Origin of the sequence: Paraburkholderia sp. Cpub6 (genome assembly GCF_014201065.1) — a bacterium.
Lineage (GTDB): Bacteria > Pseudomonadota > Gammaproteobacteria > Burkholderiales > Burkholderiaceae > Paraburkholderia > Paraburkholderia tuberum.
In genome coordinates, this window is record NZ_JACHDM010000005.1 from 95,228 (window position 1) to 109,277 (window position 14,050).

The 14,050-nt window shown below is 64.6% G+C and carries 12 protein-coding genes and 3 pseudogenes; 8 read left to right on the plus strand and 7 right to left on the minus strand.

Going from position 1 to position 14,050, the window contains the following annotated elements; translation table 11 throughout:
* Positions 1-162: 162 nt before the first annotated feature.
* Positions 163-363, plus strand: a pseudogene (locus tag HDG33_RS11470) (hypothetical protein); the annotation flags it as partial.
* A gap of 187 nt (positions 364-550) precedes the next feature.
* On the opposite strand, the pseudogene HDG33_RS11475 reads toward HDG33_RS11470, so the two are convergent.
* Positions 551-760 (minus strand): annotated as a pseudogene (locus HDG33_RS11475) (ABC transporter permease); the annotation flags it as partial.
* Positions 761-856: 96 nt separating this feature from the next.
* Positions 857-1,126 (minus strand): annotated as a pseudogene (locus HDG33_RS11480) (sugar ABC transporter ATP-binding protein); the annotation flags it as partial.
* On the opposite strand from HDG33_RS11480, the gene HDG33_RS11485 reads away from it, so the two are divergent.
* The gene (locus tag HDG33_RS11485) at positions 1,077-1,322 is read left to right on the plus strand and encodes a hypothetical protein (RefSeq protein WP_184026007.1); all 246 of its coding nucleotides are present in this window, start codon (positions 1,077-1,079) and stop codon (positions 1,320-1,322) included. The pseudogene HDG33_RS11480 and the gene HDG33_RS11485 sit on opposite strands and share 50 nt — an antisense overlap.
* On the opposite strand, the gene HDG33_RS11490 is transcribed toward HDG33_RS11485, so the two are convergent.
* Positions 1,312-2,364, minus strand: coding sequence for a LacI family DNA-binding transcriptional regulator (locus HDG33_RS11490; RefSeq protein ID WP_184026008.1), 1,053 nt, complete (start codon positions 2,362-2,364; stop codon positions 1,312-1,314). The genes HDG33_RS11485 and HDG33_RS11490 overlap by 11 nt on opposite strands.
* 340 nt (positions 2,365-2,704) lie before the next feature.
* Between HDG33_RS11490 and HDG33_RS11495 the strand changes: the two genes are divergently transcribed.
* A complete protein-coding gene (locus HDG33_RS11495) occupies positions 2,705-3,715 on the plus strand; it encodes an aldose 1-epimerase (RefSeq protein ID WP_221311383.1) in 1,011 nt (336 codons plus the stop codon).
* Positions 3,716-3,761: 46 nt separating this feature from the next.
* Here HDG33_RS11495 and HDG33_RS11500 read toward each other — a convergent pair whose 3' ends face one another.
* Complete coding sequence (locus HDG33_RS11500; RefSeq protein WP_184026010.1) at positions 3,762-4,559, minus strand: endonuclease/exonuclease/phosphatase family protein; 798 nt, start codon at positions 4,557-4,559, stop codon at positions 3,762-3,764.
* 54 nt (positions 4,560-4,613) lie between these two features.
* A complete protein-coding gene (locus HDG33_RS11505; RefSeq protein ID WP_184026011.1) occupies positions 4,614-5,174 on the minus strand; it encodes a hypothetical protein in 561 nt (186 codons plus the stop codon).
* A 270-nt stretch (positions 5,175-5,444) separates the two neighbouring features.
* Between HDG33_RS11505 and HDG33_RS11510 the strand changes: the two genes are divergently transcribed.
* The 3 genes from HDG33_RS11510 (at position 5,445) to HDG33_RS11520 (ending at position 8,329) form a co-directional block, all read left to right on the plus strand.
* Positions 5,445-6,422, plus strand: coding sequence for an AAA family ATPase (locus HDG33_RS11510; RefSeq protein WP_184026014.1), 978 nt, complete (start codon positions 5,445-5,447; stop codon positions 6,420-6,422).
* A 355-nt stretch (positions 6,423-6,777) separates the two neighbouring features.
* A complete protein-coding gene (locus HDG33_RS11515; protein ID WP_184026017.1) occupies positions 6,778-7,884 on the plus strand; it encodes an NAD(P)/FAD-dependent oxidoreductase in 1,107 nt (368 codons plus the stop codon).
* A 133-nt stretch (positions 7,885-8,017) separates the two neighbouring features.
* Positions 8,018-8,329, plus strand: coding sequence for a high-potential iron-sulfur protein (locus HDG33_RS11520; protein ID WP_184026020.1), 312 nt, complete (start codon positions 8,018-8,020; stop codon positions 8,327-8,329).
* Between the two features lie 168 nt (positions 8,330-8,497).
* Here the strand turns inward: HDG33_RS11520 and HDG33_RS11525 are convergent, their stop codons facing one another.
* Both HDG33_RS11525 and HDG33_RS11530 read right to left on the minus strand, forming a co-directional pair.
* Positions 8,498-10,054, minus strand: coding sequence for an amidase (locus tag HDG33_RS11525; protein ID WP_221311384.1), 1,557 nt, complete (start codon positions 10,052-10,054; stop codon positions 8,498-8,500).
* Positions 10,055-10,298: 244 nt separating this feature from the next.
* The gene (locus HDG33_RS11530) at positions 10,299-10,997 is read right to left on the minus strand and encodes a dienelactone hydrolase family protein (RefSeq protein ID WP_018419150.1); all 699 of its coding nucleotides are present in this window, start codon (positions 10,995-10,997) and stop codon (positions 10,299-10,301) included.
* A gap of 321 nt (positions 10,998-11,318) precedes the next feature.
* Between HDG33_RS11530 and HDG33_RS11535 the strand changes: the two genes are divergently transcribed.
* Together HDG33_RS11535 and HDG33_RS11540 are read left to right on the plus strand one after the other, a co-directional pair.
* Positions 11,319-12,422, plus strand: a complete 1,104-nt coding sequence (locus HDG33_RS11535; RefSeq protein WP_184026035.1) for a nitronate monooxygenase family protein — start codon at positions 11,319-11,321, stop codon at positions 12,420-12,422.
* A 451-nt stretch (positions 12,423-12,873) separates the two neighbouring features.
* On the plus strand, positions 12,874-14,019 hold the full coding sequence (locus HDG33_RS11540) for a branched-chain amino acid ABC transporter substrate-binding protein (RefSeq protein WP_184026037.1): 1,146 nt from the start codon (positions 12,874-12,876) through the stop codon (positions 14,017-14,019).
* The last annotated feature ends 31 nt before the right edge of the window (positions 14,020-14,050 follow it).

Here is a 14,050-nt window from a genome sequence, read left to right on the forward strand (position 1 = left end):
GACAGTGCGGTGGGTGCGCGACTCCTCCTGGCGGCTGCGGCCGTCCATGCGAGCAGGAGGTGTCAAATGGAGGCTTCTCGCGCGATATCTGCATTCGGTTCATACACTGGCTTCGACGGGTTGGTGATACGGGCACGCGCATCGCGCCGCGTGCGTCGCGCGCCCGACCCGAAACGTTCCAGCGAAATCGTCGAGTTCACCGTCGACGGACAATTCGTCGCTCAAATGTCGGTCGACCCTGCGCCGGGCTCCGCGTTCGGCCTCGCATTCGGCCTCGATAGCAAGCGCCACTTGCAGTTCACCGCGGTAGACGACGCCACGAATACGGCGACCGTCTGGACGTTGCACACCGACAGTCAATAAGGAAACCGGGGACGACGATCGGGGACGTCGTGACGCGTAGGGGACGCGTCACGGTCACACGGTTTCGCGGCGAGTCTATTGGTACACAGAGATGGGTCGGGGGCGGCGATTGTGGCGGCAAGCCTCGGCCAAGTAAGGAAATTCTGTCCGATGGAATTGATGACGCCAATTCGCGGGTGCCGCTTGCTCACACCGCCGGCACCCGTTTTTTTCCGCGCTGTTTCAACACGCACGCCTGCAGCACGATCACGAGTAGCAGGAACACGCCGCGAATCACCGATTGCCAGTACGCGGACAGACTGATGAACCCGAGCCCGCTCTCGAAGTTCAGCAGATTGAACACGAGCCCGAGCAGCAGCACGCCGGCAATCGTCATCGCGACGGAACCCTCGCGCCCGCGGCGACGCTCAGATTCGCGGAACGGCACCAGGTTGATCTCCTGGTAGATCGTGCTGATGCCCGCTTCGCGCGCCTGCTTGGGCGTGCGGAAATCGAGCATCGTCGTGACGAGCTGCAGCTTGTCCATCTCGGCCATCGTGCTTTGCACGACCGTCTGGCCGTCGCGCATCACGGTCACGCGATCGCACAGCGCGTACAGCTCGTCGAGCCGGTGCGAGACGAAAATCACCGCGCGGCCGTCGTCGCGCAGCTTGCGCACGACGGTGAACAGCAGTTCGACTTCGCGCTCGTCGAGCGACGACGTCGATTCGTCCATGATCACCATCTTCGCGTCCGACGACACCGCGCGCGCAAGCGCCACCATTTGCCGCGATGTCTTCCTCCAGCAACCGGTGACGGTTTATTTGCTTTTCTTGCTGCTCGGGATTGCCTCTGTCCAGCCGGGGGGCCGACGTTGGTTCGCCGGCGAGCGCGCGATTGGCTATGACCCACCGACGCGCTGTCTTCCCGACCCGACGTGCCGATTATTCCACTCAAAATTATTATCGGTCAATCACTAATAATATTAGTTGTCACCGGTTTTGCCTCGGTAATTACCCGGACCGAGGTGCGTTCCACCAGCGGTCCGTCGAGCTTGACCGTTCGATGGCGCACCGGCGCGCCGGCTGCGCGGTTGTGCTCTTCCTGCAGCAGCGTTTCGACGGCCCAGCGGCCGAGTTCGTAGTTGGGCAGCACCACCGTCGACAGCGGCGGATGCGTGTGGCGCGCGATTTCCTGGTCGTCGTAGCCGAGCACCGACACGTCCTCGGGCACGCGCAGGCCTAGCTGCTTGAGCGCCTCGATCGCGCCGATCGCGGTCAGGTCGTTGGCGCAGAAGATCGCGGTGGGCGGATTGGCCTCGCGCATCAGCGACAGCGTCAGCTCGAAGCCGAGGCCGGGGCTCCAGTCGCCGTCGCGCACGAGTTCGGCCGCGAAAGGCAGATCGGCGGTCGCGAGCGCGGTGCGGTAGCCCTTCAGGCGGTCTTTCGCGGCGTCCTGCCACGGCTCGCCGTTGATGTAGCCGATGCGCCGGTGGCCGGCCTGCAGCAGGTACTCGGTCGCCAGATGGCCGCCGGCGACCTCGGCCGGCACCACGGACGAGAACGTGCTGTCGCCGGTGTAGCAGTTCAGCAGCACGGTCGGCACCTGCGATAGCGCGGTCGGCGGCGCGACCTTGCGCGTGTAGACGGTCGCATAGATCACACCGAACACGTGCGGATTGGTGAGGACCGTGTCGAGTACCTGTTTTTCGATGTCGGCGTTGCCGTGCGTCGAGTAGACCGCGAGCATCCTGCCGCTCACGTACGCGGCGTCGCGCGCGCCGTCGATGTTGACGACCGGGTGCGGGCTCGTCGAGATTTCGTCGGCCAGATAGACGATCAGGTTGCGCTCGTCGCTCGATGCCGCTACGGGCGCGCGCAGCGACAGCCGGTAGCCGAGGTCGTGCGCGGCCTTCAGCACCTTGTTGCGGGTCGCATCGGAGAATTTCGCGCCGGCCGCGTTGTTGAGCACGAGCGAGACGGTGGATTGCGACACGCCGGTGAGCTTGGCGATGTCGGTCATGGTGGGGCGGCGTTGAGTCGATTTTTTCATTGTGCGGGCCGCGCGCAGGCGGCGCTGAAGCGGGGGAATGCCAGCGGCATCATGCTGCTGACGGTACCACTAATAATATGCGCGCGGCAACGCGCGCTAACCCGCCATTTGGGAATGGAGCGTACGGTCCGTTACCGACTCTTTTTGAACTTATTTATTACTAATAATATTGACCAATGGTGCGGTGTCGTGCGATTCTCGCTCGGGGCGGACTGAGGTGGTCCGCCGGCCGCGGGGTGCGCGGCACGTCAAAGGAGATATGAATGCACGTTGATGCCGCTTTCCGCTCGCGGTTTCGCCTCGTCTGACCATGCGCGACGTTTCCCTGAATCCTGCCCGGCCGCGGCCGCGCGAGGCACATGCCGTGACCCGTTCGGCGACTCAACGCTCATGGCTCGACGATCCCGCGCTCGCCGCGCGCCTCGTCACGTTGTCGGCCGGTGCGTTGCGAGCGGTGCTCGCGCCGGACGTTGGCGGCGCGCTCGCGGCGTTCTACGAAGTCACGCCGGAAGGTCCGTTGCACTGGCTGCGGCCGGCGCTGCCGGAGGCGTTCGAAGCGCGTGACCCGCTGCGCATGGCGAGCTTTCCGCTGTTCCCATACTGCAACCGGATTCGCGATGCGCGCTTCGCGTTCGACGGCGCGACGATCGATCTCGCCGGCAACGACCCGCGTTTCGCCCACGCGCTGCATGGCAACGCGTGGCGGCATCCGTGGCGCGTCGGCGCGCGCAGCGAAAGCGAGGTGGACTTGCACTTCGAGCACGAACCGGATGCGAGCGCGACTGGCGACTGGCCGTTTCGCTATCGCGCGCGGCAGCGTATCGAGTTGCGCGGTGGCGCGCTCCACATCACGATGTCCGCGCGGAATCTCGCCGGCCGGCCGATGCCGTTCGGCATGGGCCATCATCCGTACTATCCGCGCACCGCGTCGACGCGCATCCATGCCGACGTTCAGGCGATGTGGCACGCGGACACCGACGTGCTGCCGACGCATCTCGGCCCGCATCCGGCCGTCGACGCATTGCGCGCGGGCATGTCGCCCGATGCGTTCGATCTCGACAACAACTTTTCGAACTGGGCGCGCGTGGCGACGATCGCGTGGCCCGACGAGCGCCGCAATCTGACGATGCGTGCCGACGCGCCGTTCGATCACCTGGTCGTGTTCGCGCCGGCCAACGATCCGCAACTATGCGTGGAACCGGTCACGAATACGACCGATTGCTTCAACGCGGTTGGTACACAAGAACACGCCGGTGGCTGCGTATTGCAGCCGGGGGAGGAGATCGAGGCGGCGTTGAGCTGGACGCCGCATCGCGAGTGAGGGGGGACGCGCTTTCCGTTGGCGAAAGCTCAACCAACAGAAGCGCTCACTCCAGCCGCAACTTCGCCATATACGGCAAATGATCGGACAGCCACGCGGTCTCCTGCGTCGGCTGGATCCATTCGACCGGCTGCATGTCGCGCACGAACATCTTGTCGAGCGACAGCGCCGGCGAGAACGCCGGGAACGTTCGCGCCGGTTCGCCGAGCAGCGTCGCGACTTCCTGCAAGCCATGCTCGCGAAAGAGCGGCACCGAGTCGTTGCGCCAATCGTTGAAATCGCCGGCCAGCACGAGCGGACCGTCGGGGGCTTCCTTCGCGATCCAGTGCGCGATCCAGTCCATCTGCCGCAACCGCGCCGGACGCGTCAGCGCGAGATGCGCACAGAGCAACGTGACGAGTCGTCCGCCGAACGTCGCACGCGCGACCAGCAGGCCGCGCTTTTCGAAGCGGTGCGCGGAGATGTCCCAGCGGCCGCCGAGATCGAGCGGATGCGGCGACAGGATCGCATTGCCGTGCCGCCATGACGGCTTGAACACGTTCGGGCCGAGCGCGACTTCGAGTTCGAGCGCGCGCGCGATTTCGGTTGCCTGACAGTGCCATACGTCGGTCAGTGGATCGCTCATCGGCGTGCCGAAACTGCTCGCCAATACCGGCGACGGCATACGCCGCGCCATCGCTTCCTGCAGGAAGTATGCGTCCGCGTGGGTCGATTGAACCCAGCGCTGCATCGCCTGCCAGGCCTGAAAACCGAGCGGTGTGCGGCCCTTGTGCAGGTTCCAGCTCACTGCGACGAAATCGTTCGGCGCGAGGTTCTCGCGGATCAGTTCTTCTGGGTTTCGCATGCCGCGTTATCCACGTGTTCTGTTTGAGCGCGTCGGTAAGGCGCGCGGTTCCTGTCAGTTCGGATTGCTGCTGCCGGTCGCGGCGCCATTGCCGCTCATGCCGCCGTTCGCGCCGTTGCCGTTCGCACCGTTGCTCACGACGTTCCCATGCACGCGGTACACGAGGTTCGGATTGTGATCGACGATCGTCCAGCTCGCCCATTGATCCGGCGGCACCACGAGACCCGGGTGGCTCGCGCTCACCTGGCGCGGCTGCGGCGGCAGCTTGCAGCCGATGTCGGTGCGCGCCGCATTGTCGTCCTCGAGCGTTTCCTGTGTGTCGATCGAAAACATCACGCCCTCGGGATCGACGCGCAGCGGCGACACCGTGATCGTGCGTGACAGATCGATGCTGCCGGCCGGCTGGTCCTTGCAGCCGACCTCGTGTTGCACGACCTGGTGATGTGTATCCGTGCGCGCCTGGCCGACGGTGGTGGTGCCGTCGAACGAATCGATCTGCTGGCCATCTTTCACCACCTGCAGCTGCCATTGCACGACCTGCTGCGCTGGCCGTTGTTGCCCGTGGGCGAGCAACGAAGCGCCAAGCAGCATGGCCACGATACTGGTTTTCCACATAAACAGGATCTCCGCTCACGCGTCGCTTGCGTGGGTGCCTCGTAGCAATTAGAGAGCCATCTTACCCCCGATGGCCGCAACGATTTCTGACACGGTCGAGGAGGACCGGTTCAGCAACACTCCATTCCAGATGAGGATGGGATGCCTGCGATCGTTAGCAGCAGAGCCACATGACTGCTGGCTTGCACGCGTTTGTGTCCTCGCTACACTGGACTCGAACCGGCGCTCACAAGGCGCCGCCGCTGCAGAATCAGCCAGACGGGGTGAGCGATGACGACAGCAATGGTCAAACAGGAAATCGCCGTGGCCTCGTTCAGCCGGGTGTACGACCTCGACGAGGTCGAAAGCGCGCTGAACGGTCTCGGCGAGGGCGCGAACGAGGCGCTGCGCGCGACCTACGAAAAGATGCTGAAAACCGGCAATCTGCGATTCTGCGTGAAGCCGAACCGGATGCCATCGATCGACGATCTGATCGGCGCGCTGCCCAATTTTTCCGCACCGCTCGACGACATCCGCAAGCAGGTCGCGCTGTGCCTCGAAACCGAGGACCGGCTCGAACTGATGCCGATCCTGTTGCTCGGCGAGCCCGGCATCGGCAAGACGCATTTCGCGAAGCAGCTCGCGCGCCTGCTCGGCACCGCGTACCAATACGTCGCGATGAGTTCGCTGACGGCGGGCTGGATTCTGTCGGGCGCGTCGTCGCAATGGAAGAACGCGAAGCCGGGCAAGGTGTTCGATGCACTCGTGAACGGCAGCTACGCGAACCCGGTGATCGCCGTCGACGAAATCGACAAGGCGAGCGGCGATTCGCAATACGATCCGCTCGGCGCGCTGTACGCGCTACTCGAACACGACACCGCCCAGAGCTTCATCGACGAGTTCGCCGAGATACCGATCAACGCGGGCAACGTGATCTGGATCGCGACCGCCAACGACGAACGCGCAATCCCCGAGCCGATCCTGAACCGCATGAACGTCTACGAGATCTCGCCGCCGGACCACGCCGGCGCGCGACGCATCGCGCAGTCGATCTACGACGAGATCCGCGGCGCGCACAACTGGGGCCTGCGCTTTCCGGGGACGCTTGGCGAAGCGACGCTCGATGTGCTCAAGCGGGCGTCGCCGCGCGAGATGCGCCGCGCGATCCTGAACGGCTTCGGCGCGGCGCGCATCGCGGGACGCGACCAGATCGAGCCCGCCGATATCCGCCTCGACTACGGAAACCGGCGAAAACCGATCGGATTTTGAGGTTTTGGGTCGGTTTTTTGCACCCAAACCCCGCTTCTCTGGAATTTGGGGAGCTGTCTCGGCAAATTTGGACAGCCTGCGCGGTGAATGCCGCGGCAATTATTGCTATTTTCGATGTGGAGCGCAGAATCAAGCCAGCTTGCGCCGCCATCGCCTGGTCGGCGCGCACGAACGTTTGTCACTTCTGTCTGTACCGAGTCGTACAATTTTCCGTGGCGGTGATAAAAAGACATAAGCAGACCAGCGGACAGATGCGTTCGACAACAAACGGAACGCGGCGGCGAGGTGCCGTACTTGTCTTCCTTCCATCGGCTGAACGAGGCAGCGCGCGGCCCAATGCGCCGCGTCAACGGATATGGATCAGATCGAATGTGTAGTGATCGGCGCCGGCGTGATCGGCCTCGCGACGGCGCGCGCGCTGGCGGCGCGCGGGCGCGAGGTGATCGTGCTGGAGGCCGCCGACGCCATCGGCGTGGGCACGAGTTCACGCAACAGCGAAGTGATTCACGCGGGCATCTACTACCCGCGCGGATCGCTGAAGGCCACGCTGTGCGTGCGCGGCCGCGAGATGCTGTATGACTATTGCGCCGAGCGCAACGTACCGCATTCGCGCTGCGGCAAGCTGCTCGTCGCCACGTCGCGCAACCAGATTCCGCAACTCGAAAGCATCATGGCCAAAGGGCGCGACAACGGCGTGCTCGACCTGATGCGCGTCACCGGCGATCAGGCGCAGGCGCTCGAACCGGCGCTGGAATGCGTGGAGGCGGTGTTTTCGCCGCAGACGGGGATCGTCGATAGTCATCAGTACATGCTCGCGCTGCAAGGCGATGCCGAGCGCGACGGCGCCGTGTATGCGTTCCATGCGCCGGTCGAGGCGATCGAGGCTCACAACGGCCGTTTCACCATCGCGGTCGGCGGTGCGGCGCCCACCACGATCAGCGCTGCCTGCGTGATCAACAGCGCGGGTCTGCATGCGAACGCACTCGCGCGCAAGATTCGCGGACTCGACGCGCGCCACGTGCCGCCGCTCTATTTCGCGCGCGGCAATTACTTCAGCATTTCGGGGCGCGCGCCGTTCAGCCGCCTGATCTATCCGATGCCGAACGAAGCCGGCCTCGGCGTGCATCTGACGCTCGACCTGGGCGGCCAGGTGCGCTTCGGCCCCGACGTCGAATGGGTCGATGCGATCAATTACGACGTCGATCCGCGGCGCGCGGAGTCGTTTTATGCGGCGATTCGCGCGTACTGGCCGGCCTTGCCCGATGGCGCGTTGCAGCCGGCGTACGCCGGTATTCGTCCGAAGTTGTCCGGCCCGGGCGAGCCCGCCGCGGACTTCATGATCCAGGGGCCGGCCGCGCATGGCGTGCGCGGGCTCGTCAATCTGTTCGGCATCGAGTCGCCGGGGTTGACCGCATCGCTTGCGATTGCGCAGCGGGTCTGCGAGCTGAGCGGGCGGCCTTGAGGCTGCGTTTGGACCGTACCGATCCGCTTATCTTTAGCATTTGGAATATCACGGGCGACGGCTACGTTGCTATGCTTGGCGAACGCTGTCATCAGAACGGCGTTGATTCCCATATAAATGGAGTGCGTTCCCCATGAGATCTTCCCGTCGTACGTTTTTGATCACCAGCATCGGTGTGGCATCGACGTTCGCGCTGTCGCGCCAGGCGTTCGCCGACGCGCCGAAAGTCTCCGAAACCGATCCGACCGCGCAGGCGCTTGGCTACAAGGCGGACGCGAGCAAGGTCGACAAGGCGAAATTCGCCAAATACACGCCTGGCGAGCAATGCAGCAACTGCAGCTTCTTCCAGGGCAAGGCGGGCGATGCCTACGGCCTCTGCCCGATGTTCGCGGGCAAGCAGGTCGCGGCCACGGGATGGTGCAGCGCCTATAACAAGAAGGCCTGATCAAGCCTGCGCTTGAGGTGCTTGCAAGCGCGCACGGGATGCGCCGCAATCCCGCGGCGCATCCCGCGATTGTGCGCATCGTGGCGCTTCGCGCCGCGCGCGGCGCAGGCTGCGCTGCGCAAGCCGGTCCGGTTTTTCAAAGCTTCATTGCAGCGGGCCGCTGGACTTTTAGCGGCGCGCATTCATCAATGGTGGCCGCCTATCGAACCACGGCCGTGCCGCCTCGAGTTGCGCGGCGAGTCTGAACAGAGTCGCCTCGCCGCCGCTACGCGCCGCGAACTGCACGCCGATCGGCAGCCCGCGCGCATTCCAGTACAAAGGCACCGACATCGCCGGCTGGCCGCTCAGGTTGAACAGCTCCGTGCATCCGGCCCACGCGAATGCCTTGTTCGACGCTTCGAACAGCAGTTTTTTCATCAATCGTTCTAGCGGTATCGTGGTGACCGCGCGCATCTGCATGCGCTCGACCGAGCTTGGTCGCATCTCGCCGATCTTGATCGGCGCGGACGCGAGCGTCGCGCACAACAGCACGTCGTAGCGGTTCAGCAGGTCGGTCAGACGCGCGGTGATGCGGCGCTGTTCGTCGAGCGCGGCCGGCAAGCCCTGCTCGCCGAGCTTGCGGCCGACGTGCGCCATCGCCCATGTCGAAATTTCGAACTCGCCGCGCGTTGGCTTGTGGCCGGTGATGCGCTCCGCGTTCAGCACGAGGTCCTCGGCGGTCACCGACCACAGCGTCAGGAAGGCATGACGGACCGCCGCGAAATCGACGCCGAGCGACACCGGCTCCAGACGATGGCCGAGTGAGCTCGCGAGTTGCGCGGCGTCGTCGAGCGCCGCGCGCGCATCGGCCGATAACGACGGCGCGAGCATCGGCTCGGTCACATAGGCGATCGTCAGCGGTTTGCACGGCTCGCGCGTCGCGCCGAGAAAGGTGCCGGGCGCACCGCTCGGCCGCTCGGCGTTGCCGGCCAGCAGATCGAGCAGCAACGCGCTGTCGCGCACGCTGCGCGACACGGCGTGATCGATGCCGAGTTCGCCGGCGCCGGCCTGCGCCGCGCGCGGCACGCGACCGCGCGAGGGTTTCAGGCCGAACAGTCCGCAGCAGGACGCCGGAATCCGGATCGAGCCGCCGCCGTCCGACGCATGCGCGAGCGGTACGATGCCGGCAGCGACCGCCGCCGCCGCGCCGCCGCTCGAACCGCCCGGCGTGTGATCGATATTCCACGGATTACGGCACGCGCCAAATAGTTCGGGCTCCGTATAAGGCATCTGGCCCAGCTCGGACGTGCTGGTCTTCGCGAAGATATTCAAACCCGCCGCTTTCGCGAGCGCGACGACCGGCGCATCCTGAGTCGGAATGAAGTGGCGGTAGTGTCGGCTGCCCATTGCCATGGGCAGTCCCGCAACGGGCGCGCCGAGATCCTTGATCAGGAACGGCACGCCGGCGAGCGCGGCGTGGGCGGCGGAGTTGTCCGTTCCGTTCGTGCCGTCGACGGTATTCGCGCGATTCGCGTCTTCGCGCGACGCACGTTGGCGGGCCGCATCGTAGTCCTTCAGAACGACCGCGTTGATCGCGGGATTGACGGCCTCGGTGCGCGAGATCGCGACGTCGATCAATTCGCGCGCGCTGACCTGGCGCGTGCGCACGAGTTCGGCGAGGCCGATGGCGTCATGAGCGAGATAGTCTGATTGCACGTCGGTTGAGCCCTCGCGGTCGGTTGGCATGCTGCGTCGAATTCGGGGCCGGCCATGCACGCGCGACTGGGGCATTTCGCTCGGCATCGCGTTGCCCCGCTCGGGCGTCGCACATGTGAAAAGACGGCGTGTCGGCGCGACACGCCGTCTTGCACAGAGTACCCGAGTTGAGCGCCGACGTGACTCATGTGAATTCGAGTGCGCACTTCAAATGCGCGAGCGTGCGATCACATGCGCAACGCGGCGGGGCCGACTGAATGCCGGAACCCGCGGATTACATCCGCTCGCCAAGGAACGTCAGCGTGCGGCCATGCGCCAATGCCGACGCGTGCTGGTTGTACGACGCACGCTCCGAGCAGTTGAAACCGTGGTCGGCGTTCGGGTAGATGTTGAATTGCACGTCGGCGCGACCCGCGAAGCGCTCCTGAATCTGGCCGATGTCCGACGGCAGAATATGCGCGTCGAGCTCGCCGTAGTGGAACTGCATCGGCACCTTGATGTTCGCGGCTTTGTCGAGATGGTTATGGATGCCGCCGCCGTAGTAGGCGACAGCGGCGTCGACCGAACCGGCCGCCGCGGCCAGATAGGCGAGACGGCCGCCGAAGCAGTAGCCGATCGCCGCGATCTTGCCGGTCACTTCCGGCAGCGCGCGCAAGGCGGCCGCAGCGGCGCCGAGGTCGGCGACCGCGTCGTCGACCTTGGTTTTCTGCATCAGCTCGATGCCCTTTTCGCGATCCTTGCCGTCATACGTCAATTCGACGCGCGGCTGCACGCGCCAGAACACGTCCGGGGCGAGCGCGACATAGCCGTCCTGCGCGTACTGATCCGCGACCGAGCGGATATGGCCGTTCACGCCGAAGATTTCCTGAATGATGATGACGGCCGGTCCCTTGCCGCCCTTCGGCAGCGCGAGGTAGCCGCCGAAACTGTCGTTGCCGGCGGGGATGTCGATCCATCGGGAAGTCGTGCTCATGCTGTTCTCCATTGACTCGCGCGACCGCCGCGCGAGGTCGGTGTGTACGAAACGCTCAAGGCCACGAGGCCCTGCAACGGGCGGTTAGTTTGCCATCAAAAGAATCGCCTTGCAGGGAGGCGGGACGGGGCCTCGCGGGTGATGCGGCGTGCTTCGATTCTCGTCAGGCGATTGAAACGATCTCGATAATTCATTTCTCCGCGTTGGCGCGTGTCGGTAAAGTCAGCGCGTGATGGCTCGCGCGTGTCAGCGCATCTCGCGAACATGTTGGCGAGCGCATGAATCAGCACATCGACGGCTTTGCACCGGAAGGAAACGAACATGAATGAAGGCGGTTTCGTGACGCCGTTCGCCGAGCACTTCCAGATGCCGGTACCCGTCGTGCAGGCGCCGATGGCCGGCGGCGCGACGACGCCGGCGCTCGTCGCGGCGGTATCCAATGCGTGCGGACTTGGTTTTCTCGCGGGGGCGGCGCTCGCGCCCGAGAAGATCGCGAGCGAGGTCGCGGCGATTCGCGCGCTGACCGATCGCCCGTTCGGCGTGAATCTGTTCGTGCTCGATCCGGTCTCGCCCGATGAAGCCACCGTGCGCCGCGCGCTCGACGCAATCGATCCGCTGCGATCCGATCTCGGCTTGCCGCCGGGACAGCCGCTCGCACGCTATGCGCCTGACTTTCGCGCGCAACTGGAAACGCTGATCGAATTGCGGGTGCCGGTCGCCGGCTTTACGTTCGGACTGCTAGCAGCGGACGACGTCGAGCGTTTGCACGCGAGCGGTAGCTATGTAGTTGGGACTGCGACGCATGTTGAAGAAGGCATCGCGTGGCGCGATGCGGGCGCCGATGCCGTCGCCGCGCAAGGCGCGGAGGCGGGTGCGCATCGCGGCACGTTCATCGGCGCATTCGAAGATGCGCTGGTCGGCACGATGGCGCTCGTCCCGCAACTGGTCGACGCGACCGGGCTGCCGGTGCTCGCGGCCGGCGGCATCATGGACGGTCGCGGCATCGTTGCGGCACTCGCGCTCGGCGCGCAAGCCGCGGTGATGGGCACCGCGTTTCTGACCACCCGCGAGAGCGCGATCCCCGAGGTATGGAAAACCCGCGTGCGCGGCATGGCAGATACCTCGACCACGGTGACGCGCGCGATCACGGGCCGCCACGCGCGCGGCATCCGCAATCCGTTGATACAACGTTTGCGCGAATCGGCGGACAGCATCGCGCCGTATCCGGTGCAAAACGCGTTGACGCAGGAGCTGCGGCAAAACGCGGCGCGTGCGCAGAACGGCGATTACCTGTCGTTGTGGGCGGGGCAGGGTGCGCCGCTTGGCCACACGCGCGCCGAAGCAATCGGCGCGATCGAACTGATGGCGCAGCTCGAGCAGGAATGGCAGGCGGCCTCCGTGCGAATCGCCGCGTTCTTGCGTTGATTGCATGGCCGATTTAAGGCTGATTTAAGTTTTTTACCGCACTCACAATCCTGTGCGGCACGCCACATTTTTGAGTTGAAAAACCCTTCGAATCATCTGTGACAGAAGCCGGAAAATGGCTAAATCCGCGCCCGCGGAGAAACTTTCCAATTAGCGGAAACCCGCATGGGCTGGGGCTTTCCGGCCCGCTCGCCCAAGCCACGAGCGGTTCGCCCGGGAACTGCGCTATTAGTGTTGTTCCCACTTTCTCAAAAAATTCCCGCAAATTAATTTGATGGCCTACACTTGCGCGCAAGTACGGTTTGCCAACTGTCACAAACAGTCCGGTAAACGTACTGGCCAAGTGCATGAACGATGCAACCGGCGTGGTCGTCCACGGGACTGAGCGACACGTGTAGGGGAAGCGGGGCACAGGGCGATTACGTTGTTTTGACCGAAACTGGAGACTTACATGAACATCAAGATTCAAAAGCTGTTGCCGATCAGCGCTGCGGCGGTGCTGTTCGCGACGTTGGCAACATCGGCCGCGGCCGACACGGTCGTGAAGATCGGTCACGTCGCGCCGTTGACTGGCGGTATCGCTCACCTGGGTAAAGACAACGAAAACGGCGCGCGCCTCGCCATTGAGGAAATCAACGCGAAGGGTCTGACGATCGGCGGCCAGAAGATCACGCTGCAACTCGACGCGCAGGACGACGCGGCCGACCCCCGCACGGCCACGCAGGTTGCGCAGAAGCTCGTCGACGACAAGGTCGTCGCCGTGGTCGGCCACCTGAACTCGGGCACCTCGATCCCGGCATCGAAGATCTATAGCGATGCGGGCATCGTGCAGATCTCGCCGTCGGCAACGAACCCGGCCTACACGCAGCAAGGCTTCAAGACGACCTACCGCGTCGTCGCGACCGACGCGCAGCAAGGCCCGGCACTCGCGAACTACGCGGCGAAGGGCATGAAGGTGAAGAGCGTCGCGATCGTCGACGACTCGACCGCTTACGGCCAGGGTCTCGCGAACGAATTCGAGAAGACGGCGAAGTCGCTCGGTATGAACGTCGTGTCGCACGACGCGACGAACGACAAGGCCGTCGACTTCCGCGCGATTCTGACGAAGATCAAGGGTGAAAATCCCGACGCGATCATGTACGGCGGCATGGACGCGACCGGCGGCCCGTTCGCCAAGCAGGCGAAGCAGCTCGGCCTGCGCGCGAAGGTGCTGGCAGGTGACGGCGTGTGTACCGACAAGCTGTCGGACCTGGCCGGCGACGCAACCGACAACATCGTGTGCTCGGAAGCCGGCATGGCGCTCGAAAAGATGGCGGGCGGCAAGGCGTTCGAAACGAAGTACGAGAAGCGCTTCGGCCAGCCGATCCAGATTTACGCGCCGTTCACGTATGACGCGGTGTACATCATCGTCGACGCGATGAAGCGCGCTAACTCGACCGATCCGGCGAAGATCCTGGCAGCGATGCCGACGACCGACTACAAGGGCGTGATCGGCGAAACGACGTTCGACTCGAAGGGCGACCTGCAGCACGGCGTGATCTCGCTGTACAACTACAAGCAAGGCAAGAAGACGCTGCTCGACGTCGTGAAGATGTAAATTCGGTGTGGTCGAAGGCGGCGTCGGGCCG